This is a genomic window from Serratia sp. JSRIV001, assembly GCF_019968745.1.
GTDB classification, from domain to species: domain Bacteria; phylum Pseudomonadota; class Gammaproteobacteria; order Enterobacterales; family Enterobacteriaceae; genus Chania; species Chania fonticola_B.
Genome location: NZ_CP074147.1, coordinates 2,476,451 through 2,503,342 on the forward strand (window position 1 = coordinate 2,476,451; position 26,892 = coordinate 2,503,342).

Below are 26,892 nucleotides of genomic sequence, written 5' to 3' on the forward strand. Positions count from 1 at the left end.
GTGCTGGCTTTTTTGCATGGAGATACAGCATGTCAGACATTGCATCACTTTCCCTGCGCGTCGATACCGGCGATTTGCAGCGGGGTAACCAAGAGCTGGATAAATTCCAGCAGAAAGCTACCGGAGCGGCCGGTGCCGCCGATGGTTTCAATGCTTCCGGGAAGAATACGGCGAAGGTATCGAAGGAGATCGCGCAAGAGATTGAAGATACCCATCGCCGTGTTGCTGAATATGCTGCAGCGTTGAATAAGTCGCAGACGGAAGCAAAAAACCATTCGCAGGCGACAGCGCAGCAACGGCAAGAATTGCGCGATTTACTGACGCAAATTAACCCGGTTACAGCGGCGTTCGAACGACTCGATAACATGGAAAGCCAGTTATCGAAATTCAACGCAAAAGGGATTATTGATCCTGAGTCATTTGCCGAGGCTTCCCGTACCATCCAGCAGACCCGCATTCAATTGGAACGTGCGGCCACAGCCCGAACGGAGGAAGGAAAAGCCGCTGCCGCAGCTGCGCAACAGGAACGAGCCGCCACCGCAGCCAAAGAGGCATTTTTATCAAAACTCCAAGCACAGAGCGCACTTTATAAGGCATCGGCCTCTGATGCCGCTGCATACAGAGCAGCGCAGTTAGGTATAAGCCAGGAGGCCGCACCGCTGATTGCTGCAATGCGCCAGCAAGAGGAGGCGGTAAGACGCGAGGCCGATCAGAAACGGGCCGCAGCGATCGCTTCCAGGGGCTTGAAGGAAGCCCTGAAAGAGCAGGAGGCCGCAGAGCGGTCAGCCGCAGCGGAAACCAAGCGTGCTGAGTCCACACGTAAATCATTCATCGATTCGCTGCAGGACCAGGTAAACGCTATTGGTAAAACGCGTACCCAGTTGCTGGAGCTGAAAGCGGCAAAGCTGGGGGTGTCGGCTGAGTCAGCACCGCTTATTGCCAAACTGCGTGAGCAAGATAATCAGTGGAAGATTGGCACGATCTCCGCCACTCGGTACAGACAAGCGTTGAGGATGTTGCCTGCTCAATTCACCGATATTTTCACATCTATTGCAGGTGGAATGCCGCTGTGGCTGGTTCTGTTTCAACAGGGCGGCCAGATCAGTGACTCGTTCGGTGGGCTGGGTGGGATCTTACGCTACATAAAGGAGGAGATCCTTGGCTTGAAAGAGGCAACTGACGAATCATCAGGGTCGCTTTCAGAAAATGCCAATGCGTTGGCCGAAAATGCTGAACATGCGAAGGGGCTTGCCGGAATACTATCGCCAACAAGTCTTGCCATTACAGGGCTGGTTGGTGTGGCTGGCCTACTTGTCACCGCATGGCACAAAGGCTCGCAAGAAGCCGTGGAGTATAACAAGCAGCTTATACTGACAGGCGGATATGCTGGAAAAACAGCCTCTCAGTTGCAGGATTTGGCTCGCTCACTGTCACAAAATGGACTGACACAACGTGCATTCGCGAGTTCGATTGCGAAAGTGGTCGGTAGCGGGGAATTCTCTTCTGGTGCGATCAGCATGGTCTCGCGGGTTGCCGCAGAAATTGAAGACGCTACCGGGCAATCAATTGATACAACGATCCAGCATTTCAAGCGCCTACAGGACGAGCCAGTAAAGGCCGTAATGGAGTTGGATCGAACCCTCCATTTTCTTACTGCCACCCAACTTGAGCAAATGATTTCCCTCGAAAAACAGGGACGCACCGCCGATTTAGCAAAAATCGCGATGGAATCTTACGCATCTTCAATGAGCAGTCGGTCTATCGGGGTTAAAAATAATCTCGGCACACTGGAAACAGCATGGGAGTATGTGAAGGATGCAGCCTCTGGTGCATGGGATGCCATGCTTGATGTTGGGAGAGAAAGGAGTCTTAGCAGCAAGGTTGAGGGGGTAAGAAAACAACTTGAGGTTGCACGTAAGAATCTTGAGCGCCTGGAGGCTACACCGGCTGTAAACACTACTGGCTATGGCTACGGTCGGCAAAATGATTCGTTTTCGTCTAGAGAACAGAGCCAGGCGCTGGTAAATCAAAGGACTCTGGTTGGCAACCTGACCAAAGAATACGAGAAACTTCAAAAGTCGCTGACTGATGAGGGGCTTGCTGCCGGGCGGGCAAAGCAGGAGCGAGACGAGCAAGAGCGGCTCAAAAACAGGATAAAAATTGGCGAAAAATACAATCAGCAATACGCTAGTAAGGCTACACAAAGAAAAGAGGAATTAGCCAAACTTGATGCAGATCGATGGGCTTTAACGGATGCCCAATATAAAGAATATCGGGCAGAAATATTAAGGAAGCACAAAGACCCTGTGATTCCTAAAGGACCAAAGTATCAACCGCCAGCAGGAGATAGTGCCGATGAGTCAGCGCAAGCCGATCTCTTGGCGCTTCAATCCCAGTTGGATGTATTGCGTCAGCATACCGGCTTAAACGATAAAATCAGCCAACAGCGAAAGGATCTTTGGAAGGCCCAAGCCGATTTTACTGTTTTGGAGCAGGCGGCAAAAGATCGCAAATTAAAGGTTCAAGAAAAATCACTTCTCAATAGTAAAGACAGCATTCTGGCACATAAGGAAAGACTGGCGGTTCTCGGTGATGAAGTCGTACAGCAGGAACGGCTCAACAAATTGCTGGATGCTGCTCAAAAGTTTGATCGGCAGCAGCAGGCAAAACGTGCTGAGATCGCCTTTCTTGCAACGGGGGCTACAGCCAGGGATTCCCAAAGACAATCCGAAAGGGACCGGCTCACCACTGAATATGCGGATAACCCGGGTGCACAAAAGCAGGTATTGTCATCCCTTGATGAAACTTATGCGGAGCGGGATAGGTTAGAACAAGACTGGAAAGCTGGTGCGCTCAATGGGCTGAATGAGTATCTGGAGAAAGCCACTGATGTTTATAGCTCGGTGTCAAACGTGGCTATGAGTGCGTTGAGTGGCATCTCCAATATGATGACTGACTTGGTCACCACCGGCAAAGCATCATTTCGCGACTTCACGACGTCAATCCTCAAGATGATCATTGATATCATCAACAAGCTATTGGTGGCATACGCGGTCAAGAGCATGTTAGGAGAAAGCGAGGGTGGTGGTTCGATTACTTCAGCTTTAGGGAAAATTTTCAGCTTTGATACGGGCGGTTATACCGGTGATGGTGGGAAGTACGAGCCAGCCGGTGTCGTGCATCGTGGTGAGTTTGTCATGACCAAAGAAGCCACGGATCGCATTGGTGTTGATAATTTGTATGCCATGATGCGCGGTTATGCCAACGGCGGGTTGGTCGGAAATACGGTTTCTGGTTCTGCGCCGATGCATGGGCTACGCAGTTCCGAAGGTTCTCAGCTAACAATCAATGCTCCTGTAACCATCAATCAGCAAGGGCAGCAGCAAAGCCAATCAGGGAATGGTGATGCCGTGGCTAAGGCCTATCAGCAGGTGATCGACGTATCCGTTAGGGAGGGGATCGCGAGGGAGTTGAGGCCGGGAGGACAGATTTGGTATGCACAGAATTCAAGGTAATCATCAGAAAATGTGATGTCTTGATATGCCTGATGACTGTAAGTGGTGATAGGATGTTGCCACTTGTAATTTACGGAGAAGTCGGTGTGGAGATTCTGATAATTGCGGCCTTTCTTGGTCTAATACCTGCTTTTATTGCACAAAGCAAGGGTAGGTCATTCGGGGCGTGGTGGTTGTATGGTTTCTTGCTGTTCATTGTCGCTTTAATCCACTCTCTTTGCCTTAGTGGCAGCAAGCAGGATATTGAAAATATACAACTAAACCAAGGGATGGTACGGTGTCCACTTTGTGCTGAGTTAATTAGAGCTGAAGCAATCAAATGTAAACATTGTGGGAGTGACGTTAGTGCTCTTAGCGCAGGCAGGGTTGTTGGAAGTGCGAAAGTGCTTGTTGCCAGTGATTTTGTTACTGAAGACCAGGACGGTGATGTTGTTCTTAATTATGATGGCATTAAAGCTTTTGCGAACCAACTACATAATGAAATGCCGAAAAACTCAGCTCTTTCGGTAATGGTGACACACGAGCCAGTGATTCGCCGACTTAGAGATAGTCTCCCGGAAAACCTCAGGAAAAACTTTGAAGCAGAACTTGAGGGAATGCTCCGAATCCTTAAAAAACAATGAAGCGTGATAATTGGATATTGCTACTTTTTTTAAAAGGAATAATCAAATGAAAGCACTGGGGTTTTTCGTGATAATGGTTGCGTTGGCAGGTTGTGCTACTGTACAAGAATTACTGGAAGGGGAACCTGTATCAACTGGGCAGTCACAAAAAACGGCACAGGTCATGTCTGCGTGCGTTGCGGAGAAATGGAACCAGACTTATTATAATGCAACATCAGTTCCATTAGCTGATGGTTTTTCCATCCAAATACTGAGCAGCAGTGGTGCAGGTGCTGATGCTGTTCTTGATGTAAGAGAGCATGCAGGAAAAACTAATTACGTCTTATTTGAGCGTATGCCATCTATGACCAGCAATAAAATTGAAAGGGCTGTCATTGACTGTAAATAGATAACTGGATTGATTTTATTCAGCCACCTATTTCGGGTGGCTTTTTAATTTGTGGACGTCAGCTAACCCGTTTAACTGCGGGTTTTTAATGCCCGACATTTCTGTGGGCATTGCACCGGATTTTATGCACGGAGAAAACATGGCAATCGACACATTCACCTGGCGCATTCAGGGGCAGCCAGAGGGCAGCTATGCCCAGCGGGTGAGAACGGCACAGTTCGGTGATGGCTATAAGCAGGTAGCCGGTAATGGCCTCAACATTGAAACCCAGACCTGGCCGCTGTCATTCACCGGCCAAAAAGCTCAGATGCTCCCGCTGTTAGAGTTCGTCCGGTCCCACACCACTAAATCATTCTTCTGGACACCACCCTACGGGGTAAAGGGCCTATATCGCGTGGTTGCTGACTCCATCAAGGCGACTCCGGTTGGCGGCCCTGTTATGACGGTATCTGCGACATTTGAACAAGCGTTCGCGCCATAAGGAGACCATGTGGCAATCACAAATGACGTGCAAAAACTGGAACCCGGTAACCGGATCCGGTTAATCGAAGTCGACGGTACAAAGTTCGGTGCCGATATCCTGCGCTTTCACAACGAAACCATACCTCATACTCCAACGGAGATCGCCGCGTCTGGTGGCGATGAAGCCAAGTTAAAGCCAAAAAGCGTTTGGTGGCAGGGGAAAGAATACGGCGCATTTCCGTATGAGTTAAAGGGGCTAGAATCATCCAGCGATGGGGCCAGTGCAACACCGAAATTGGCGGTGTCAAATATCGACAGCCTGATCACCGCGCTGTGTTTGCGTTTTGACGATATGCTTCAGGCCAAGGTAACCATCCACGATACTTTCGCACATTACCTCGATGCCAAAAACTTTGCCGGTGGAAACCCCAAAGCAGACCCAGCCCAAGAATTTAAGCAGGTTTTCTACATCGACAGCAAAAGCGCGGAAGACAACGAGGTTATTGAGTTTACGCTGTCCGATCCAATGTCATTGCAAGGGCGGCAGATCCCAACGCGGCAAATTACGGCACTTTGCACTTGGTGTATGCGTGGGCTTTATAAAACCGGTGACGGATGCGCCTATGCGGGGCAAAACGGCTGGTTTGATAAGAAAGGGAATCCTACTGCAGATCCTTCGCAAGATGAGTGTGGGGGGCTGCTGACGGATTGCAAAAAACGCTTTGGCGAAAATAACGAACTTGATTTCGGTGGCTTCCCAGGCTCTGCGTTGGTTCGGAGGTAACCATGCGACAAAAAACTATCGATGCAATCTTGGCTCATGCTGAGAGTTGCCACCCGGCTGAATGCTGCGGCGTCATCGCCCAGAAAGGGCGCGTAGAGCGTTATTTTCCCTGTGCCAATCTTTCCCCCAAGCCTACAGAACATTTTGAGTTGGCCCCGTTGGACTATGCGGAAGCCGAAGAGTGGGGAACCGTAGCAGCTATCGTACATAGCCACACTGGCGATGGGGCCACGACGCAGCCCAGCGAACTGGACATGCTGCAGTGTGACGTTACGGAATTGCCGTGGGTGATCGCTTCGTGGCCTGAGGGTGATATCAGGACGATTAACCCACGCGGTGATCGCCCGTTGGAAGGTCGTCAGTTCGTATTTGGGCATGCCGATTGCTGGTCGTTGATTATGGATTATTACCGGCAACAGCACGGCATTACTCTGCCTAATTACAGTGTGGAGCGCCACTGGTGGGATGAAGGTGAAAACCTGTATATGGACAACTGGTATGAATGCGGCTTTCGGGAGTTCTACGGGTCACCACAACCGGGCGATATGGTCATTATGCAGATCTCGGCTTCGGTACCCAATCACGCGGGGATCCTGTTGGAAGGCAACATGCTACTGCACCATCCTTATGGGCAACTGAGCCAGCGGATCCCATACGGCGGTTATTTTCAGGAAAGAATGATAAAAATCCTGCGCTTTAAGGACTTTTTCAAATGAGTGACATTCCAATCAGAACAATCAGGCTTGGCGGCATTCTCGGAAAGAAATTCGTCAAGGAATTTACTTATCGTGCCAGAGATATACCTCACGCGATCAGGGCGCTTAAGGGGCAGTTTCCCGGTTTCGAACGTTTTATGAACGAGGCTCAAATCCAGGGGCTGACTTTTGCTGTTTTTGTCGGCCGTAAGAATGTCAGTGAAGAAGAGATCGACATGACTAAGGGCAATGGCGATATACGGATTATCCCGGTCATTATTGGTAGTAAGCGTGGTGGTGTTTTTCAAACTGTCCTTGGTGCCGCCCTTATCGCAGCTTCTTTTATCCCGTTTTTGGCTCCGATATCTCCCTATCTTCGGATGGCCGGTGCATCGATGATGTTTGGTGGAGTAGTGCAAATGTTATCACCGCAGCCAGGTGGCTTGTCGGTCGGTCAGAACGCTGAGAACAAACCTTCATACGCGTTTGGTGGCCCGGTTAACTCGACGACCCAGGGCAATCCAGTTGGTGTCCTATACGGCAGTCGAGAAATCGGCGGTGCAGTGATATCGGCGGGGATCTACGCAGAAGATCAGCAGTAAAAATATCAGTGTTCAATCAGGCTCGCTCAGGCGAGCTTTTTTTATGGGCGAAACTATGACAGACGTGATCCAAGGTCGCAAAGGTGGCGGTGGCAGTAGCCATACCCCGACAGAGTCCCCGGACAGCATCCAGTCGATAGCGAGGGCGAAGATTTTACTGGCGCTGGGTGAGGGGGAATTTGCTGGCGGGTTGGATGGGCAAAATATTTTCCTCGATGGCACCCCGGTTTTTTCGCCAGATGGAACCCTGAACTATCCCGGCTTTGAGTGGGATTTCCGTCCGGGCACCCAGATGCAGAATTATATTCAGGGAATGCCAGGTGCTGAATACGAAGCTAGTGTTGGTGTCGATCTGAAAGCTACGCAGCCTTGGGTGAGAGCGATAAATAATACTCAGTTATCTGCTGTCAGAGTTCGCCTTGGCTGGCAGACGCTGGTAAGGCAAGAGGATAACGGGGATCGCGTGGGTACTCGGGTTGATTATGCGATCGATCTCTCTACTGATGGCGGCGCATATCAGACCGTTTTAAACAGTGTGATAAACGACAAAACTACGTCACTTTTTGAGCGTAGTCACCGTGTGAATCTGCCGGCAGCAACAACAGGCTGGCAAATCCGCCTGCGCAGGATTACCCCTGACTCAACATCCAGCAATGTCGTGGATCTTACGCGTGTGATGGCGATCACTGAAGTGATCGATGCCAAGCTTCGTTATCCCAACACGGCGTTGTTATTCGTTTCGTTCGATGCGAAACAGTTCCCAAACATTCCGCAGATCAGTTGTAAGCCGAAAGGGCGGGTTATTCGCGTTCCGACAACATATGACCCGGAAAGCCGGACATACAGCGGCACATGGGACGGCAGTTTTAAATGGGCCTACTCCAACAATCCAGCATGGGTATTCTACGATATTTTGCTGAATAAGCGGTTTGGCCTTGGTGATCGCTTGGATGCAACCCAAGTTGATGAGGTAGAACTGTATCGTATAGCACAATACTGTGATCAACGTGTACCCGATGGGCGTGGCGGCTCCGGTACAGAACCACGATTTGTGTGTGACGTTTATATTCAGGCTCAGAATGAAGCTTTTACCGTACTGCGCGATCTGGCTTCGATTTTTCGTGGCATGACGTATTGGGCCAATAACCAAGTTTGCGTGTTGGCTGATATGCCGAGGGATATGGATTTTACATACACTCGAGCAAACGTCATTGATGGAAAATTTCACTACCAAGGCGGCAGTTATCGAAACCGCTATTCAAGCGCGATGGTGAGTTGGTCAAACCCTGACAATCATTATCAAGATGAAGTCGAAGCGGTTATGGAAAATGCACTGGTTGAGCGTTACGGCATCAATCAGACGGAAATTTCCGCCATAGGTTGCACGCGGCAAACGGAGGCAAACAGGCGCGGGCGCTGGGCGCTACTCACGAATAGCAACGACCGCACAATATCGTTCTCAACTGGGCTGGATGGTTACATTCCATTGCCTGGGCGCATCATTGGCGTTGCAGATCAGATGTTGGCTGGGCGTGTATTAGGCGGCCGCATATCGGCAGTTAATGGCCGGGTGATTAAATTGGATCGGGTTGCCGATGTATCGCCGGGTGATCGGCTGATTATCAATTTACCGAACGGCAGCTCCCAGGCACGCACTGTTTCCGTCGTCAGTGGTACCAACGTCACGGTCAGCACTGCTTATAACCCAAATCCAGAACCGGAGGCCGTGTGGTCTGTCGATGCTGGCGATCTGGCAGTCCAACAGTATCGGGTTTCAAACGTTACTGATAATGATGACGGCACGTTTACCATTTCTGCTGTTTGGCATAGTCCGGGCAAATACGATGCGATCGATACTGGTGCCCGACTGGATGAGCGGCCGATATCAGTGATCCCGCCTGGTGTGCAAGCGCCTCCAACCAATATACAGGTCAGCAGTTTTACGCAGATTAACCAAGGGATTGCAATCACTACGATGCGAGCCAACTGGGATGCTGTTGATAATGCTGTGGCGTATGAAGCCGAATGGCGGCGAGACGATAGCAACTGGGTTTCTATGGCGCGCACATCGGCCCTGGGATTCGAAGTGCAGAATATTTTTGCCGGGCGATATCTGGTGCGGGTCCGGGCCATAAATGCCAGTGATGTTTCCTCTATCTGGGGAACATCAAAGGAAACTCGGCTAAATGGCAAGGAAGGGAAACCACCTAAGCCAGTAGGGTTCGCAGCAACGCCCTTATTGTGGGGAATAGGGCTTTCATGGAATTTTCCTGCCGGAGCCGGGGACACACTGAAAACCGAAATTCAATATGCTGATAATGCCGCAGGCAATAACGCCATGTTGCTTTCAGATGTGCCTTACCCGCAACGTAGCTATACGCAGAGCGGATTACAGGCGGGGCAAGAGTTCTGGTATCGTGCGCGGCTCGTCGATCGCACTGGCAATCAGGGTGACTGGATTGATTGGGTGCGCGGGCAGTCTAACGGCGATGCTGATGACTATCTTCATGTGATTGGCGATGGTTTTATGTCGTCTGCTGATGGTGATCGGCTTTCTGGCCAGATCGATACCAACATCGACGCCATCCTGCAGAACGCCCTGGCCAATAACGCGACGGTTGACCATCAGTGGGCGCAATACGGCGAAGTACGAGCCGATATTCTGGTTGTAAAAACCACGATAGCCGAGGTTGATAAAGCGTTTGCTGAAATGTCCACGCAAGTGCAGGCGCAGATCGGTGACGTTACCGCGGCTTTGGAAGACAAGCTAACAGCTACTGTTGATGCTACTGGCGCAACAGCGGTGCATACGTTGAAAGCCGGTGTGCGTATTAATGGCGTGTATTACAGCGCCGGGATGTCTATTGCGGTATTGGCGCAAGCTGGCCAGCCAGTAGTAACTCGCATCGGATTTAACGCCAATCAGTTCGTACTGATGAGCGGTAGCGGGGATAAACAATATTCGCCTTTTGCTGTGGTTAATGGGCAGGTATTTATCAGTGATGCCTTTATTCAGAATGGTTCTATTACCTCAGCAAAAATAAAAAACGCCTCAATCGGTGGCGCTCAAATTACGGATTATCTCCAGTCAGATAATTACTCTCCGGGGGGCGTTGGTATGAAACTGGGGTTCAGGGATGGATATGTTGAAATCAATGGTTCAGTGCCTGGTCTTGGAAGGACTGTTGTCAATAACGATGGTGTGGCAGTTTACGACGGTGCAGGGCAAATAAGAACAAAGCTCGGGAGGATATATTGAGCCGATACGGACTTGTAGTTTATCCCAAAGACGGTGGTGCGGGTGTTGATATCAGCAACGGTTCTAAAGCCTGCGCCTATCGTGGCTTTTTTAACCCAGAGTTTGACCAAAACGGAGAAACATGGTCATACCCCGACCTCTCGCCTGGAGCCTCATTATTTATTGTCCCAAGAAGAACGGTTGCCATTATTCAAACAGGCGCGGCTCCCAGAGTAATATCATGCAGTGGTGTACAAATATCGGGAGGTACAGTGCATGCCTGGTTTGATGGATTTAATTCCAGGCAGGACAAAGGCAGGCGACCCATCGAGTTTGATGCCTTTCAGGTATCAGGCGCTGGAGGTGTACCTCGCTATGGACTCCAGCTTATCGACGCGACAGACTACAGTGAATTTAACGATCTGGCTGTTGCGGGGAAATGCGTCTGGCGTGGTGTTGTTACCGTGCGCGGTGCCTGGGCAATCCCCGATATTCCTGATCGTGCCAATGCGATTGTTTTTGCTTACTGGGATCGTGGTGATCGCGCTGTGGATTTTGACCGTGAAAGCATGACTGTGAATGTCTATAGAGAGGCAGGTAGAGATATCATCAGCGACGGCAGTGCAGATTGCCAGATGTGGATATGCATCTTTTCGAACGGCTCTTATCCGGTTCCTCCGCGTTACGGGTTGGCAATCTGGAATGCCGCAGGGCAATGCACATTCTCCTCTGATAATGCTCCCATGCTCTATCGCGGTAATTCATTAAACACGCAGCGCATACCGGGTAACTATGCATACCCCCTCATGGCGACAGCAAAGCCGCTGGTCCCACTCTGCCGCCTTGGTATTCATGATGGTATGAATCTATCGAATAACTATCTTGATTATCGCCATGCTGGAATGCGAATGGCTGGCGGTGGCGTTACTGCCTGGCGCACGAGATACATCAACAGTTACGACCATAGCAAAATCAATATTCAGTATCGGCTGACAACAATCAATCTGCCCGTACTGGACGCCGCAGATTATTTTAGTCTTTAAATAAGGGGCAGGCTATGCCAGCAGGAACTATCACGCTCACGACCAACTCGGCGATCGTTAAAGGCGCGGGTACGGCGTTCATAACAGAACTGAAGCCCGGCGATTTTGTTGTAGCGGTTGTCGGTGGTGTTACGTATACGCTGCCGGTGAAAACCGTCGATAACGCGATACAGGTGACGCTAATCCGCGTCTACGATGGCCCTACGCAAGCCGGAGCAGCATGGTCAGCCGTGCCGCGTGAAACACAGAACTCAATCACCGCACAGCTCGTCGCTGAAGCATCAAGAGCGATACGCGGGCTAAACTATGACAAGGACAATTGGCAGCAGGTATTCAGCGGCACGGGTAATGTAACGGTCAAGTTGCCCGATGGCAGCACGTTCACCGGGCCAGCATGGCGAGGTTACGCAGGACAATTATCTATTCTAAGAAATGATATTAATACAGTAGCGGAGACAACCGCAGGTAAGTTAGCAAAAGATAAAAATCTATCTGACTTAAGCGATAAAGTCGCCGCTCGTACTAGCCTTGGCCTGGGAACAGCAGCAACGGCTAACGTAGGTGCCAATAGTAATCAAATCATGTTAAATGGCGCATGGGGGCTGGGGGGGAGCTATAAAGGATTTAAAACCATTAATAGCAATAATGTTAATTACCTACTTAATGAACTTGGCGAGCGTGGCCTTACAGCCTTTAGAAACAATGCGCCAATAAATGACAACGGTGACGGATGGTATACTCCTGCTTGGGGACCGTCGATATGGTGCCGAACAGAAGACGTTTATGCTGCGTTTAACATGGCATCAACAGCAAACCATCTATCAGTATCATGTGGCAACCTTCGCGAAGGCTGGGTAATGCACAAAGTCATTTGGCATAGTTTTAATACAGTTGTTGATGGTAATGGATTTATTAAGAAAGCCTCGCCAATAACGAGTATTTATCGGGATGGCACCTGCAAAAACAATATGGAGTCGGAAGGGGTTACCTGCAAGCGGCTTGATGTAGGCATTTATCACGTTGATGGGTGTTTGGGTTTTTATAACGATAATGGTTGGAAATTCGAAGTACCCAAGGACGAAAACGGCAGTGCATTATTGTGGGTGGACTATGAAGTGAAAAAGGACGGCTCAATTATATTCAAGACGTACCACAGGACAAATGATTGTCCCATTTCTGCGTTGCAGAATAACATTGACGGTTACGCCAATGGTGACAGCATCGACATCCCTGAAGGTAAGTTTTTAATGGTTCGCCTAAACGTTCCAAACAGTCAATTCGCCGAATATGTTCCGGATGATTCAATCCCCATACCAGAGTCAGCACTAACTGACTAAAAAGTCAGGCTAGTCAATGGATATCCCAGGCTGTCGCTGGATTGATCTGCGTGTCGAGATGCCGCCGTAGATGAGCTGTATTCGGAGTTTTCACAGGGTGAAACGCCAGTCCCTATCTAAGAACCCAGGAAGTGAAAACTAGGCTAGGGTAAATACCGGTTTGCAATTTCTGAGTTATCGACTAGGTTTACTGGCGCAGTCTGGTTATGATTTAAATCAAAGGAATTGTTATGACTAATAAAGGCTTAATTATTTCCATGTTTGCTCTGGGTCTACCTTCTTTCGCTTCGATTGCTGCCGATGCTACAACTATGGAACATGAAGACGCAGCGGTTAAGCATAAAACCGCCGCGAAGCACCACAAGAAGGCTGCTAAGCATCATAAAGAAGGAAAGCACGAAGAAGCCAAGAAAGAATCAGCTTCAGCAATGGAACGCTCTAAAGTTGCTCATGAAAAAACCATGGCTGCTGATGCAGAAAGTGCCAAGAAGTAAATTTTAATAGTGCTGCCCCTGTATCATTTTGGCAATGCGTGCTGAATTTTCAATAACGATACTGGGGCAGTATTCTGTACTCGATAGCTATCTGTCAGTTCCGCAAGCGGTTATGTGTAGTTCGGCCATAATATGAATTGTCAACGCCATACTAGGAACGTTAAGACAAAAAAGGATACCGCTGAAACGAGCAGGATAATTGTGAATAACGCATCTTTGTCGAGTCCTTTTTTCACGCTAAAGCTCTTTGATAGGATTAATTTAGCAAATATAGCTGCTACACATTAATTTGCAATTTTCACGACTGAAACCAGTCATCAGCACTTTCCCACGTCTCCTGCAGTATTTCCTCGATCGCCTCTCTATCTGCCGGTGTCGCCCTGCCAACTGATAGCCCATCCATGCCAGCCATCCGAACGGTGGCCACAGCATCAGGAAACTTACGCTGTAGGCGCTTGTTCAGTTCAATGGCCAGAGCAGACGCAGCACATGCTGGCAGTTTCTTTTTCTTATCGATAGTCACTTCAATATGCAGCATGATTTAGCCCTCCACGATTTAACTGTTTATTTGTACAGCTAAATTATTCTTTGTTCAATATGGATTTTTGCAAAGCGGAAAATTTTTCGAGTAGGAAGGTTTTAAAGAATAGGTTCCAGGTGAAACGCCTGTACCTATCGAAAAAATCAAGGAGTGATTTACAACGCCGGGAAAAATTCCGGCAAACTATCCAGCCAGATATCACCATGCTAATCTGGGTGAAAAATAACCGGAGGTATCTATGGAACTGGATGAGGAAAGATGCGGGATGATAGTCGCAGAAATCGGGGCGGTGGTTGTTGAACTGGTCCATGCTGGACAGCTTGTCGACAGAATGGCTATCGTTAATGCTTTGGAATCGAAACGTAGGGCTGTAGGGAACAGACTTCATAAAGGGGTATGCCGAGATGCTGCGGCACTTGTTAGAAATAACGGTGACCGGTCATAATAAAATGCGATCAATGCATAAATTTCTTTCTGCAAAACTCAACTCAAACCAGCACCAATCAAGGCTCACTAAGGCCGATTTTTACCGACGTGAATTGGAATGTACGATATAATAATCAATGGGTTATGATTACCCAGCTATATGCTGCTGCGTCATATGGGCTGGTTCGAAGCTGCTGACCTGATCGTGAAGGGCATGGAAGGTGCTATCGCTGCCAAGACCGTGACCTACGATTTCGAACGCCTGATGGAAGGCGCTAAGCTGCTGAAATGTAGCGAGTTTGGTGACGCCATCGTTAAACACATGTAAGTGTGTTTTAGCGTTTGATGATAACGGGAGCTTATGGCTCCCGTTTGTTTTTTCCCCTTCAAAAAATCTTCTGCAAAACTGTATGAAAAAAAGCCAGAATTCGATGTCGGATCAGTTAACTGCATTTCGAATGTTCCGCCTTTTTCTGGCATAACTTGAACTACCATTTTGACGAATCTATTCCAACCATACCTATTTGCTATTGCCAATCTTTGCATCGTTATTATTGAGTGCAGGTGTTTAGCTTACTGAAACCTGTTGGTAAAAAATGGTTACGAATCTGTTATAGCCGTTATGTCGCTCTCCCGGTGATATATAAAAAGGGAGTAGTAAGTTCAATTGTGATGAAGGTTCATGGGGGGCCTGCGTTCAACGAGTGGGTACACCAGTAGCCGCGACTGCCCTCCATACATTTTGCCCCTCCACGTTTTAGGTTATATTAAATTGACTAAAAAAACGCACGGAGCCAGGCTGAATTAAATTAATTTTTGCCTGTCGCTGACACAACGTAAATGAATTTTAATTTTCTGATGAAATGCGATTATTGACATGCACATTCGGTGCAATTGTTTTTTAATAAGGGATTTTATGATGAAAGTTAAAAACTTGTTCGCTGTACTATTTTTAACAACCTTCGTTTTTAGCTCGGCGGTAATGGCTGAAGGTAGTGGAAGAATGACCGTGTCAGGCAGCATTATTAAGACGCAAGCATCCTGCTCTCTAGCACCTGAGTCCATTGACCAGACAGTTGTGTTAGGGCAGGTGGCAGATGCCGCACTGCTTGAAAACAATGGCTCTGGTAAGTCGGCTCCGCAACATTTCAATATTCAATTGGAAAATTGTGAGGTTTCTGCAGGTAATAGCGTAACCGTTACTTTTGTTGGCGCGGAGGGAAAGGATGGTCGTCTTGGCATTACAGGTACAGCTAGCGGTGCCAGTGTTGCATTGACCGATGGTTCAGGAAATGTGCTTGAGCTGGGAAAACCCAGCAAAAACTTTTCGCTCCAGAATGGTAATAACACCCTTCCTTTTACCGTTTACCTTCAGGGAGATGGTGTGCCGGAAAATATTCAAGCGGGTGATTATCAGGTTGCGGCTGGTTTCATGCTGAAATTCCAATAACTAAAAATTCACTATTGAGTATCGGGAGCCTATGGCTCCCTTTTGTTTTCCTCAAAAACAGATCAGCAGCCAAACGCCGATGAGCTTTACCTTTGCTGCAGAACAGTAAGTAACTTATGGGTAAGCGAAGCTATCTGCGTATCGCTGCCAAAATCCATTTTATTGTTTTTTTGTTATATATCAATTTGTTGCATGGTTTTCTTATATGGAAGTGCAGTGCTGTTAGAACAATAAAGAAATCCGGTTTTTCATATAAGAACGTTGTTTAATCTATTGATTTTAATAGTAATAAATGTTTTACCCTGCATTTTAGACTACTTCACTAAGAATATTCTGTTCTTGGCGATAATATTTATCCCAACAGCAAGGCAGTATGCAACACCGAACGAATGATTCGTGATGGAGTAAGGGATAAAGGTTCGCTGAAAAGGCTTTCAACACGGAACTACCATTCATTGATATCTTGTGAATGTATTTCTATTTGATTTTATTGCGCCAGTTATTGTCCTGCATTTTCAATGCTGTGTTATTGCCGATATGTACTCGTCATATTTATAGAGTTATGTATTGCATAAATATACCCACATTTTGTGGGTAACCTATTAGTTTAATGACGTAAGGTCACTAGGAATAAATATGAAAAAATTAACAGTTGTAGCTTCCCTGGTTGCGGTATTTGGTTCAGTGGGTCTGGCTCAGGCCGCTTCTACCGGTACCATTACCTTCAACGGTGAACTGACCGCCAACACCTGTGATGTCGTAGTCGATGGTCAGACGGCAGACGCCACTGTTGTGCTGCCAACCGTCGGCACCAGCCAGTTAAACGGCGCGACCCAAACCGCAGGTGAAACAGGTTTCGTGATGGCACTGAACAACTGTTCAGGCACACTGCAGACTGCCTCAGCCTTCTTTGAAGCGGGTGCTTCGGTAGATTCCGTTACTGGGCGCCTGAAAAATCTGACAGGCACAGCTTCAAACGTCAGTCTGCAACTGCTGGATGCGTCCAGCACGTCTCGGGCAGTGATCGAGGCCGGTAACGCGAACCAGGTGACCAACACCACTTATCAAGATGTTACCAGCGGTAGCGCTACCCTGCCTTATGCAGTGCGTTATTATGCTGAAGGAGCCACTACTGCTGGCACTGTGATCAGCAATGTAGTCTATTCTATTCAGTATCAATAAGCAGTTTTAGAAGGGGGGAGTCATCCCCCTTTATCTCCCGTAGGGTTAGGAGTTTTTTATGAAACTTTTTCCTCTAAATACTGCGCGTCAGGTTTGCACTCTTGCCGCGATTGCCCTTTTCAGTGGCAGCAGTCTGGCCAGCGTGGTACTCAGCGGCACTCGTGTGATTTATCCGTCGGACGCCAAAGAAGTCAGCGTCAAAATCAATAATGTCGGTCCCTCGCCGGTACTGCTGCAGAGCTGGATAGATAATGGCGATCCCAATGCCAAACCTGCGGCAATCAAAGTTCCCTTTGTACTGACTCCACCTATGAACCGGGTTGAGCAGGGTAAGGGCCAGACACTACGTATCAGCTATGCTGGCGGAAGCTTGCCAATGGATAAGGAATCGGTGTTCTGGCTGAATGTGCTGGAAGTTCCGGCCAAGAGCGAAGCCAAAACGAACGAAAACCGTCTGCAAATGGCTTTCCGTACCCGGATCAAGCTGTTCTATCGTCCGGCGGGCCTGCAAGGCAATGCCAATGATGCTTCTAAAGCGGTAACTTGGAACACGCAAGGCGGCAAAGTACAGGCAACCAATCCCACGCCGTTTTATGTCAACTTTGTGAACCTGTCAGTCAACGGCAAAAAACTCGATAACGCCATGGTGGCACCGCGCTCAAGCATGGTGTTGAATCTGGCTGGCAATGGGGGCAACAAAATCAGTGGGAGTGTTGTTAATGACTATGGTGCGGTCAACCCCTTCGATGCTGTAATAAAGTAACATAATAATATCTATCACTATTTTTATATTTAAGTCTTAGTGATAGACCCGGTATCAAGCTCTTGAGGGGGCGGGATGTCAAAATTTTTGCGCTACGCTATTCGTGAGCCGTTCGCCTCTTTGGCGGTAGCGGCGTTATCGATATTTGTGGCGGGAAGTGTCAACGCAGCAACTGAAAACGCACCGCAAACCAGTGCCAAGAGCCTGGAGTTCGACTCGTCTTTTTTGAACGTTGATGACGTTCAGTCGGTCGATCTCAGTCGTTTCGCTGAAGGCGCCTCCGGGTTGCCCGGAATTTACAAAACCGCGCTGTATGTTAACGATCAACTAATCAGTAATACCGATATTGAATTCAAGTCTCGGGCCGATAAGTCGGTCTATCCCTGCCTGACTAGCGACATTATTAGAAATATTGCGTTCAACTACGAAAAACTGCCCGCCGACTTTTTAAAACAGCAGTCTAGCGGCGCCCTATGTATGGATCTGCAAAATAAGCTGCCTGAAGCCCAGGTGAATTTCGACAGTAATGAACAACGCCTGGATATCATTATCCCTCAGATTTACATGCTCAATATTGCCCGGGGCACCGTGAGCCCGGAATTATGGGACAGCGGTATCCCGGCGTTCCTGCTTGGTTACAACGTTAATGGTTACACCAGCGAATCGCACGGCAACACCTTTAACTCGCTGTTCGCCGGGGTGAACGCCGGGCTGAACGTGGGGGCTTGGTATTTGCGTCACAACGGCTCTTATAGCCAGATGAGTGACGGGCCCAGCCAATACAGCAGTATTAATACCTATTTACAGCGCGACATTCCGCTACTGAAAGGGCGAATGTTGCTGGGGGAATCGAATACTACTGGGCAATTGTTTGATACCTTGCCTTTTACCGGGGCTCAACTGGCCAGCGACGAGCGGATGTTACCGGAATCCTTGCGTGGCTATGCGCCGGAAATCCGGGGGATCGCCCGCACCAATGCTCGGGTGACGGTGACTCAGGGGGGCCAGGTTTTATATGAAACCACAGTGACGCCGGGGGAGTTCCTGATTAATGACCTTTACCCGACCGGTTACGGCGGCGATCTTGTGGTTACCGTGCGTGAGTCCGATGGCACCGAACAGACCTTCAGTGTGCCTTATGCTTCGGTGGCACAACTGCTGCGCCCGGGGTCATCGCGCTATTCCGTCACTGCGGGTCAATTGCGTAGCGAAAACCTGCGTGATGAACCGACTCTATTCCAGAGTACTTATCAATATGGCCTGACCAATGCCATTACCGGCTATGGTGGCTTGCAAATCAGCCAGGATTATTATGCGGTGCAGGTAGGGGCGGCATTGGGGATCCCTATCGGGGCACTGGCCTTTGACGTCACTCAGGCCGGCACGAAACTGGGTGATAGCACCGATGCGAACGGGCGGAGCCAGCCAGGCGGCACCCTAAGCGGGCAGAGTTACCAACTGAGCTACAGCAAGCTTATCAGCGAAACCAACAGCAACCTTTCGGCGGTATTCCATCGATCTTCTTCCCAAAACTATCTGGATTTTCTGACCGCTGCGCAAACCCGTGATGCGGCGGAACAGGGGGATTTTCTGGACTCCATATCACGAGTTAAAAACCGCCTGACGCTGACCGCCGGGCAAGGCTTGCCGGATAACTGGGGGCAACTGTATGTCAGTGGTTCAGTGCAGGACTACTGGAATCAGGATGGCAGCGATATACAGTATCAGGTGGGGTATAACAACCGTTATAAAAGCCTGTCCTACGGCATCAGTGCCAACCGCAGTCACTCGAGCATCGGGCAGATGCAAACCAACTACCTGCTAAGCTTCAGCTTGCCACTGGGCCGGAATGACGAACTCCACACGCCACAGCTGAGAATGGACCTGTCTCATGACAGCAGTGGGCGTTATGGCCAGCAGGCCACGGTATCTGGTACCTCCGGCGTGGAGAATCAGTTCAGTTATGGCATAACTGCGATGAACGCCAACCAGGGGATGGGGACCAGCGGTTCGGTGAATGGTAACTATCGCAGCCGGGTCAGCGCACTGAGTGGAACCTACAGCACCGGGAAAGGCTACCAGAGCGGCTCTGCCGGTATGACAGGGACGGTGATCGCCCACGCAGGAGGGATCACCTTTACTCCCTACACCTCAGACACCTTTGCCCTGGTAGAAGCCAAGGGAGCAGAAGGGGCCAGCGTGTCGTCGTATCCTGGGGTGAACGTTAACTCCCGCGGCTATGCGATGGTGCCTTACCTGAATCCCTACCAGATGAACGAAATCAGTATTGATCCGAAAGGCACCGCAGCGGATGTTGAGTTGGATAACACCAGCCAGAAAGTTGCACCGTATTCCGGGGCGGTGGTGAAATTGAATTACAACACTAAACAAGGGACGGCGATTCTGGTGAATGCGACCTATCAGGGGGAACCGGTACCGTTCGGCGCCGATATCTTTGATAGTAAAGGCAACAATGTGGGTTCAGTGGGGCAAGGTGGGCAAATGTATGCTCGTGTAGCGGAAGACAAAGGAGAGCTGATTGTGAAATGGGGCGCCGGTAGTGAAATGCAATGTACTGTGGGGTATATGCTGATGCCGCAGGCAAAAAACAGTCCCGTTTCGGCGATCCAGGTCTTTGATTCAGTTTGCCAATAGAGAACCGTAGTCTTAGCCATCAATCTGACGGGAGCTATGGCTCTCATCTCCTTTTCCCTCACTGAAACTCTTCCGCACGGTGGTATACAAAAGAGCTGCATTCGTCCCTTGGTAGCTCTGTAATCATCCTGCGAACCAGTATCTATCCCTGATACTCGTAGTGTCCCTCTAGACCCTAATTTTGAAGCCATTCATAACCCATTGATTTTAAAATAAGGATAGTGAGTAGATGAAAAAGGGTTTTCCGGAGGGTTCCAAGGTTATTGTTTAAGTAACAGAGAATTAGCGCTAGGATGTAACAGTTCACTGCCGTACAGGCAGCTTAGAAAATTACGATCCGGCAGGTTAGCGATATGCTGTTGTTCACTGCCGTACAGGCAGCTTAGAAAATTTTGATGGCCATTTGTCCGCCATCGGTTTGGTTCACTGCCGTACAGGCAGCTTAGAAACACATGCTGAGCCCGAACCTGTTGTTCGCTGCGTTCACTGCCGTACAGGCAGCTTAGAAACGTCCCGCCTGCGCCTGCGGTGCCGGATGAGATGTTCACTGCCGTACAGGCAGCTTAGAAAGTAAGACTGGAATACAACGAAGATGCTGAGAAGTTCACTGCCGTACAGGCAGCTTAGAAATGCGTTGCCGCCCCTCGGCGTAATCCAGCAATGTTCACTGCCGTACAGGCAGCTTAGAAAACGTTCGTGCTATCAGCAGACGCCAGCGGCAAGTTCACTGCCGTACAGGCAGCTTAGAAAATGAGCAGCGCTCACTTGCTGAGAGACTTTACGTTCACTGCCGTACAGGCAGCTTAGAAAAGCGTCGCACCAGGATGGATTCCGGCCATGATGTTCACTGCCGTACAGGCAGCTTAGAAACCAGTTTGAGGGATGCCGTTATCACACTGCGAGTTCACTGCCGTACAGGCAGCTTAGAAAAGCTACGGCAACAACTGATGTGGCACCATTAAGTTCACTGCCGTACAGGCAGCTTAGAAAACACGATAGAAGAGGCTGAAATCTATGTGGGCGTTCACTGCCGTACAGGCAGCTTAGAAATCGGTGAACCGTAAGACCATCGGCACGACGTCGTTCACTGCCGTACAGGCAGCTTAGAAAACGTGGCGAGGGATTATTTGCACCGAAAGAAAGTTCACTGCCGTACAGGCAGCTTAGAAAAGGGGGTGCTTAAACACGGTCGCTTCTTCGATGTTCACTGCCGTACAGGCAGCTTAGAAATATTCGATTGAGGCGCAAGGCGCGGCCAGTGAGTTCACTGCCGTACAGGCAGCTTAGAAATTGGGTCATCACGTAATCGTTGACCATGTCGAGTTCACTGCCGTACAGGCAGCTTAGAAATGGTGAATCCCTGGCGCTGTTTCGCTTGCGGGGTTCACTGCCGTACAGGCAGCTTAGAAAAAAGAACATCAGCAATCACTCTTTCAGTGGTAGTTCACTGCCGTACAGGCAGCTTAGAAACGCGGCACTCAGGCACAACGATACGTTTCAAGTTCACTGCCGTACAGGCAGCTTAGAAAAAGTGCCCGGAAAAGCTGCCGCGCCTGGCGGGGTTCACTGCCGTACAGGCAGCTTAGAAAAAGAAAGTAATATCAACAGCGTCGCCGCAGGCGTTCACTGCCGTACAGGCAGCTTAGAAAATAGCTGGCCGTTTGCATATTGAAAAATGCCCGTTCACTGCCGTACAGGCAGCTTAGAAAACGATAAAAATAGTTCTCTTTCTACAATGCGGGTTCACTGCCGTACAGGCAGCTTAGAAATGGTGATGTCGTTAGCCTCTTGTGGCAAAGCCGTTCACTGCCGTACAGGCAGCTTAGAAATAGCGGATGATGGCAAGACGTGGACACGCATCGTTCACTGCCGTACAGGCAGCTTAGAAATCCTTCGCTTTGCTCAGGCAGAACACCCCTGGGTTCACTGCCGTACAGGCAGCTTAGAAATGTTACGTGACGCCCAGGAGGAAGCAAAGCTAGTTCACTGCCGTACAGGCAGCTTAGAAATGCAAGCGCCGATCTAACTGCGCGTCAGTTAAGTTCACTGCCGTACAGGCAGCTTAGAAATTTGAACCACAGCCGGATCGTGAACCGGTACAGTTCACTGCCGTACAGGCAGCTTAGAAATGTTACTCTTCATGATGGGCCTCACCGCTACTGTTCACTGCCGTACAAGCAGTTTGGAAGGTTGGCTCACCGTCAACTTTCCACCCCAAGCTTTTTTTTATTATTAAGCTAACTGATATAAATGATTCATAATTTGTATCTATCTCTATGATTCATCATCAATATAAATTAAATGAAAATCTAACATCAATCACTCTCTACAGTGAGCCTATTATGTTAAAACAACAATATCGCGTTGGTATCTGTCATAGGTAATCATGTCTTGGATGATTTTATGGCATAAAGCAGGGATGTTTTCATTTAATGCAAAATCAATTTTCGCCATCAGATCTAAAAACCATTCTGCATTCAAAGCGTGCCAATCTCTACTACCTGCAGCATTGCAGGATCTTGGTCAACGGCGGCAGGGTGGAGTATGTCACGGATGAAGGTAAGCAATCCTTGTATTGGAACATCCCGATCGCCAATACCACCGCTGTAATGTTGGGGACGGGAACTTCTGTTACTCAAGCGGCAATGAGGGAGTTTGCTAAAGCCGGGGTGCTGGTTGGATTTTGTGGCGGCGGTGGTACACCTTTATTTGCAGCCAATGAAGTGGAGGTAGATGTCTCGTGGTTAACCTCGCAAAGCGAATACCGGCCTACAGAATATTTACAACACTGGGTCAGCTTCTGGTTTGATGATGATAAGCGCCTGGCGGCGGCGATTGCTTTTCAGCAACAGCGTATCACTCAAATTCGTACTCATTGGCTTTCTGCACGGATGCAGCGCGAGCAAGGATTCGATATTGATGCGGCACGGCTTAATCCAGCGTTAGACAGCTTTATGCAACGTTTATCTTCCTGCCAAAATAGCAACGATGTCCTGGTGCAAGAGGCCGTTATGACCAAGGCGCTCTATAAACTGGCGGCCAATGGTGTGAATTACGGCGAGTTTAGCAGAGCTAAGCGCGGTGGTGGGGTCGATATCGCTAACCGGTTTTTGGACCATGGCAATTATCTGGCGTATGGGCTTGCTGCTACAGCGGCTTGGGTCATTGGTTTGCCACATGGATTGTCGATACTGCATGGCAAAACCCGACGTGGTGGCCTGGTATTTGATATCGCCGATCTGATTAAGGATGCTTTGATTCTGCCGCAGGCCTTTATTGCCGCAATGGCAGGGGAGGATGAGCAGGAATTTCGCCAGCGCTGCTTGCGCGGATTTCAGCAAGCGGATGCGTTGGATGTGATGATTGATACGCTGAAAGAAACGGCGGAAAGTCTATCTCTGGTGGGCAAGTGAATATTTTGCTGATTGCCCAGTGCAATAAAAAGGCATTGGTAGAAACACGCCGCATTTTAGATCAGTTCGCCGAACGCAAAGGTGATAGAACCTGGCAAACGGCTATAACCCTGGAAGGGTTAAATACGCTGAGAAAACTGCTGCGTAAAACCGCCAGGCGCAATACTGCGGTGGCTTGTCACTGGATAAAAGGCGGTAATCAGACCGAACTGCTATGGATCGTGGGCAATCTCCGGCGTTTTAACTCCGAGGGTTCGGTGCCGACTAATATAACCGAGCGCGATGTGCTGCGTAGCCAGGATGAAAATAGCTGGCATAGCGTAGAAGCGATTGCGTTGATGGCGGGGATCGCCGGGCTTTTTCATGATTTCGGTAAGGCTAATTTCTTATTCCAGAATGGATTACGTGGCAAAGGGAAACATTTTCAACCTTATCGGCATGAATGGGTTTCATTGAGGCTGTTTTGTGCTTGGGTAGGAGAACGTAGCGATAAACAATGGATAATGGCGTTGGCGGCGATCGACGAGAGCGATGAAAGCCAGATGATATCCACGCTGGTAAAGGACTCCGTCGACGTTTTTATTAATCCATTTCTCTCTTTGCCACCGCTGGCAACAACCATTGCCTGGTTGATTGTCTCCCATCACCGTTTGCCTGCTTATCCAAAAAGGGATCAGGAAAGTGGGAGTCCGCCAGAGTTTAAGGATATGGACAGCTGGTTAACAACACAATTGGTTGCTGAGTGGAATTCCACGAATAGTCTAATTGAAGGTTGGACAACTGAAGAACACCAGGCCGCATGGGATTTCCCGCACGGCACACCAATGCGCAGTGCTATCTGGCGGGAAAAAGCGCGCAAATTTGCCGAACGTGCGTTGCAATTATCCTCATTGATGCAATTTGGCGTGTTGGATCAACGTTTCACCAGTCATATGGCACGCTTGGTGTTGATGTTGGCAGATCATCATTATTCATCCTTAGCGCCGACAGCAGGTTGGCAAGGTGTTGATTATAAAGCGTATGCCAATACCGATCGACTAACCGGTGGATTGAAGCAACAACTGGATGAGCACAATATCGGTGTGGGGCAGAACGCGTTGTTATTGGGGCGTAGTTTGCCGCATATCCGCACCACATTACCGGCAATCACACGTCATAAAGGTTTCAAACAGCGAAGTAAGACAGAGCAATTCCGTTGGCAGGATAAAGCTTATGAACTTGCGTGTGCCGCGCGTGAACGCACGGTTAAGCAAGGTTTCTTTGGTGTTAACATGGCTTCAACGGGCTGCGGCAAAACGTTTGCTAATGCGCGAATTATGTATGGCTTGGCCGATGAAAAGTCAGGCTGCCGCTTTTCCGTTGCTTTGGGGCTTCGCACTTTAACTTTACAAACCGGCGATGCGCTTAAAACCAGATTAATGTTGGATGATGACGATCTAGCCGTATTAGTGGGTTCTGCTGCTGTGCGGGAACTGCATCAACTCAATAATGATAAAGCTGAACTGCGTGGTACAGGCAGTGCCTCGGCAGAGGAGTTGTTCGCCGAACATCACTATGTCAGCTACGGTGGCAGCCTGGACGATGGTCGCTTAAGCCGTTGGTTGCAAGGTAGTGGCAACTTGCACAAGCTATTGAGTGCGCCGGTATTAGTGACCACTATCGACCATCTGATTGGTGCGACCGAAGGTGTGCGCGGTGGTAAGCAAATCGCACCGATGTTGCGCCTTATGACTGCCGATCTGGTGTTGGATGAACCGGACGATTTTGATATTGCCGATCTTCCTGCGTTATGCCGCCTGGTCAACTGGGCTGGAATGTTAGGTTCCCGCGTGCTGCTTTCTTCCGCCACTTTACCCCCTGCGCTGGTTCAGGCGTTGTTTAATGCTTATAAAGCGGGCCGGGCAGATTATCAGCAAGTGTGTGGCCAGCCAGATACGCCATTAAATATCTGTTGTGCCTGGTTTGATGAGAACGAAGCCGAACAGCACGATATTCAAGGTACGAAAGATTTTAAAGCTGCGCATGAGGCGTTTGTTGCTCAAAGGGTGGCAAAACTGCAAAACATCGCGGTATTGCGACGTGCACAGTTGATTGCGGTGCAACCGGCAAACCAGCGGAAAAGTACGGTACTGGATAGCGTGGCGGAAACACTATCGGTCGCCATGCGGCAGTTGCATACGCTTCATCATCAAGAACACCCCGAGGGTAAAACCGTGTCGTTGGGGGTGATCCGCATGGCAAACATTAATCCGTTGGTGGCGGTAGCTCAGCGATTATTACGCATGCCAGCGCCAGAGAATACTCGAATTCATTATTGTGTTTATCACAGCCAACATCCATTGGCGATGCGTTCACATATCGAGCGCCGGTTGGACGAAACCCTGACGCGTTATTGTGAAACGGCGCTGTGGCAAATCTTAGAAATAAAAAATGCATTGGCGAATTATCCAGAACAGCATCACCTGTTTGTGGTGCTGGCAACATCCGTTGCCGAGGTGGGGAGAGATCATGATTACGATTGGGCCATTGCCGAACCAAGTTCAATGCGTTCGTTGATCCAATTGGCAGGGCGAATTCAACGCCATAGGCAGAAGCCTTGTACGTCGCCAAATCTGCATATATTGCAAAAAAACGTGAGGGCATTGCAGGGTAATAAACCGGCTTATTATCAGCCAGGGTTTGAGTCTGAGAAATACCGGTTACAGCTCAACAGTCACGATCTGGCGGAGATTTTGCAGCCCGCGCAATATGAAACGATCAGTGCAATTCCCCGAGTACAGGAATCTTTGAAACTGAGAGCTCACGACAATTTGGTCGATCTGGAGCATGCCTGTTTACGCAGCGTGTTGCAGGGGCGACAGGATCTTGAGGACAAATATTACGCTGCGATCTGGTGGCGGAAACAGGCCACCTGGTGCGCAGAGCAGCAACGAGTGAGCCCGTTTCGGCAATCTACTGAGGAAGAACCGCATTATCTGTGGATGGAAGATGAAGTGGATAGGCCGCGCTTTAAATTCCCAGATATTGTCCCTGGCCAGTGGAAGCCCAGCGATAAATTTCGCGAGATTGAAGTGGTTTTCGCCGAAGGGATTGGTGCATGGATCACGGAGGACTACCCCACAATTTACCAAGGGCTGGCCGATATGCTGGGTATGGAACTACCCGAGGTGAGTCAGAAATTCGGTGAGATAAATCTACGAAAAAACAAGGCAGATCAATGGCATTTCCACCCGTTGTTAGGGGTGTTTGGCGCACTCGAATAAATAAGCTAATAACATTGA

18 protein-coding genes, 1 pseudogene and 1 CRISPR repeat array are annotated in these 26,892 nt (G+C 49.2%); of the genes and pseudogenes, 18 read left to right on the forward strand and 1 reads right to left on the reverse strand.

The genetic code is table 11. From position 1 onward, the window contains the following. The first annotated feature begins 29 nt into the window (after positions 1–29). From KGP17_RS11320 to KGP17_RS11370, 11 genes are all read left to right on the forward strand, one after another. Positions 30–3,515: a phage tail tape measure protein gene (locus tag KGP17_RS11320; protein ID WP_223499347.1), complete on the forward strand. Its 3,486-nt coding sequence runs from the start codon at positions 30–32 to the stop codon at positions 3,513–3,515. A 53-nt stretch (positions 3,516–3,568) separates the two neighbouring features. Beyond that, positions 3,569–4,138: a zinc ribbon domain-containing protein gene (locus tag KGP17_RS11325; protein ID WP_223499348.1), complete on the forward strand. Its 570-nt coding sequence runs from the start codon at positions 3,569–3,571 to the stop codon at positions 4,136–4,138. Positions 4,139–4,184: 46 nt separating this feature from the next. Further along, on the forward strand, positions 4,185–4,526 hold the full coding sequence (locus tag KGP17_RS11330; protein ID WP_223499349.1) for a hypothetical protein: 342 nt from the start codon (positions 4,185–4,187) through the stop codon (positions 4,524–4,526). Positions 4,527–4,665: 139 nt separating this feature from the next. Continuing rightward, positions 4,666–5,007 carry a phage tail protein gene (locus KGP17_RS11335; protein ID WP_223499351.1) on the forward strand — a complete coding sequence of 114 codons (342 nt, stop codon included), beginning with the start codon at positions 4,666–4,668 and terminating at the stop codon, positions 5,005–5,007. A gap of 9 nt (positions 5,008–5,016) precedes the next feature. After that, entirely contained in the window at positions 5,017–5,772 is a 756-nt protein-coding gene (locus tag KGP17_RS11340; RefSeq protein WP_223499353.1) for a phage minor tail protein L, read from the forward strand. 2 nt (positions 5,773–5,774) lie between these two features. Next, positions 5,775–6,488, forward strand: coding sequence for a C40 family peptidase (locus tag KGP17_RS11345; RefSeq protein WP_223499354.1), 714 nt, complete (start codon positions 5,775–5,777; stop codon positions 6,486–6,488). Beyond that, entirely contained in the window at positions 6,485–7,069 is a 585-nt protein-coding gene (locus KGP17_RS11350; protein WP_223499356.1) for a tail assembly protein, read from the forward strand. Before KGP17_RS11345 ends, KGP17_RS11350 begins: the two co-directional genes overlap by 4 nt. Before the next feature lie 55 nt (positions 7,070–7,124). Beyond that, positions 7,125–10,328: a host specificity protein J gene (locus tag KGP17_RS11355; protein WP_223499358.1), complete on the forward strand. Its 3,204-nt coding sequence runs from the start codon at positions 7,125–7,127 to the stop codon at positions 10,326–10,328. Next, positions 10,325–11,350, forward strand: a complete 1,026-nt coding sequence (locus KGP17_RS11360; protein ID WP_223499359.1) for a DUF6453 family protein — start codon at positions 10,325–10,327, stop codon at positions 11,348–11,350. Before KGP17_RS11355 ends, KGP17_RS11360 begins: the two co-directional genes overlap by 4 nt. A gap of 14 nt (positions 11,351–11,364) precedes the next feature. Beyond that, a complete protein-coding gene (locus KGP17_RS11365) occupies positions 11,365–12,687 on the forward strand; it encodes a phage tail protein (RefSeq protein ID WP_223499361.1) in 1,323 nt (440 codons plus the stop codon). Between the two features lie 230 nt (positions 12,688–12,917). After that, a complete protein-coding gene (locus KGP17_RS11370; protein ID WP_223499363.1) occupies positions 12,918–13,181 on the forward strand; it encodes a hypothetical protein in 264 nt (87 codons plus the stop codon). A gap of 298 nt (positions 13,182–13,479) precedes the next feature. On the opposite strand, the gene KGP17_RS11375 is transcribed toward KGP17_RS11370, so the two are convergent. Then, complete coding sequence (locus KGP17_RS11375) at positions 13,480–13,716, reverse strand: DinI-like family protein (RefSeq protein WP_223499638.1); 237 nt, start codon at positions 13,714–13,716, stop codon at positions 13,480–13,482. Positions 13,717–14,296: 580 nt separating this feature from the next. Here KGP17_RS11375 and KGP17_RS11385 point away from each other — a divergent pair. The 7 genes and pseudogenes from KGP17_RS11385 to cas3f form a co-directional block, all read left to right on the forward strand. Beyond that, positions 14,297–14,476: pseudogene (locus KGP17_RS11385) on the forward strand (isocitrate/isopropylmalate family dehydrogenase); the annotation flags it as partial. A gap of 588 nt (positions 14,477–15,064) precedes the next feature. Then, positions 15,065–15,598 (forward strand): fimbrial protein, encoded by a 534-nt coding sequence (locus KGP17_RS11390; protein ID WP_223499366.1) that lies wholly within the window; start codon positions 15,065–15,067, stop codon positions 15,596–15,598. Between the two features lie 636 nt (positions 15,599–16,234). After that, entirely contained in the window at positions 16,235–16,780 is a 546-nt protein-coding gene (locus KGP17_RS11395; RefSeq protein ID WP_021804664.1) for a fimbrial protein, read from the forward strand. A 58-nt stretch (positions 16,781–16,838) separates the two neighbouring features. Next, positions 16,839–17,543: a fimbria/pilus periplasmic chaperone gene (locus tag KGP17_RS11400; RefSeq protein ID WP_223499368.1), complete on the forward strand. Its 705-nt coding sequence runs from the start codon at positions 16,839–16,841 to the stop codon at positions 17,541–17,543. 75 nt (positions 17,544–17,618) lie between these two features. Next, positions 17,619–20,198, forward strand: a complete 2,580-nt coding sequence (locus tag KGP17_RS11405; protein ID WP_223499370.1) for a fimbria/pilus outer membrane usher protein — start codon at positions 17,619–17,621, stop codon at positions 20,196–20,198. Positions 20,199–20,499: 301 nt separating this feature from the next. Next, positions 20,500–22,387: a CRISPR direct-repeat array (repeat unit 28 nt; unit sequence GTTCACTGCCGTACAGGCAGCTTAGAAA). Between the two features lie 243 nt (positions 22,388–22,630). Continuing rightward, positions 22,631–23,611, forward strand: coding sequence for a type I-F CRISPR-associated endonuclease Cas1f (gene cas1f, locus KGP17_RS11410; RefSeq protein ID WP_223499372.1), 981 nt, complete (start codon positions 22,631–22,633; stop codon positions 23,609–23,611). Next, positions 23,608–26,874, forward strand: coding sequence for a type I-F CRISPR-associated helicase Cas3f (gene cas3f, locus KGP17_RS11415; RefSeq protein WP_223499374.1), 3,267 nt, complete (start codon positions 23,608–23,610; stop codon positions 26,872–26,874). The genes cas1f and cas3f overlap by 4 nt, the downstream gene beginning before the upstream one ends. The last annotated feature ends 18 nt before the right edge of the window (positions 26,875–26,892 follow it).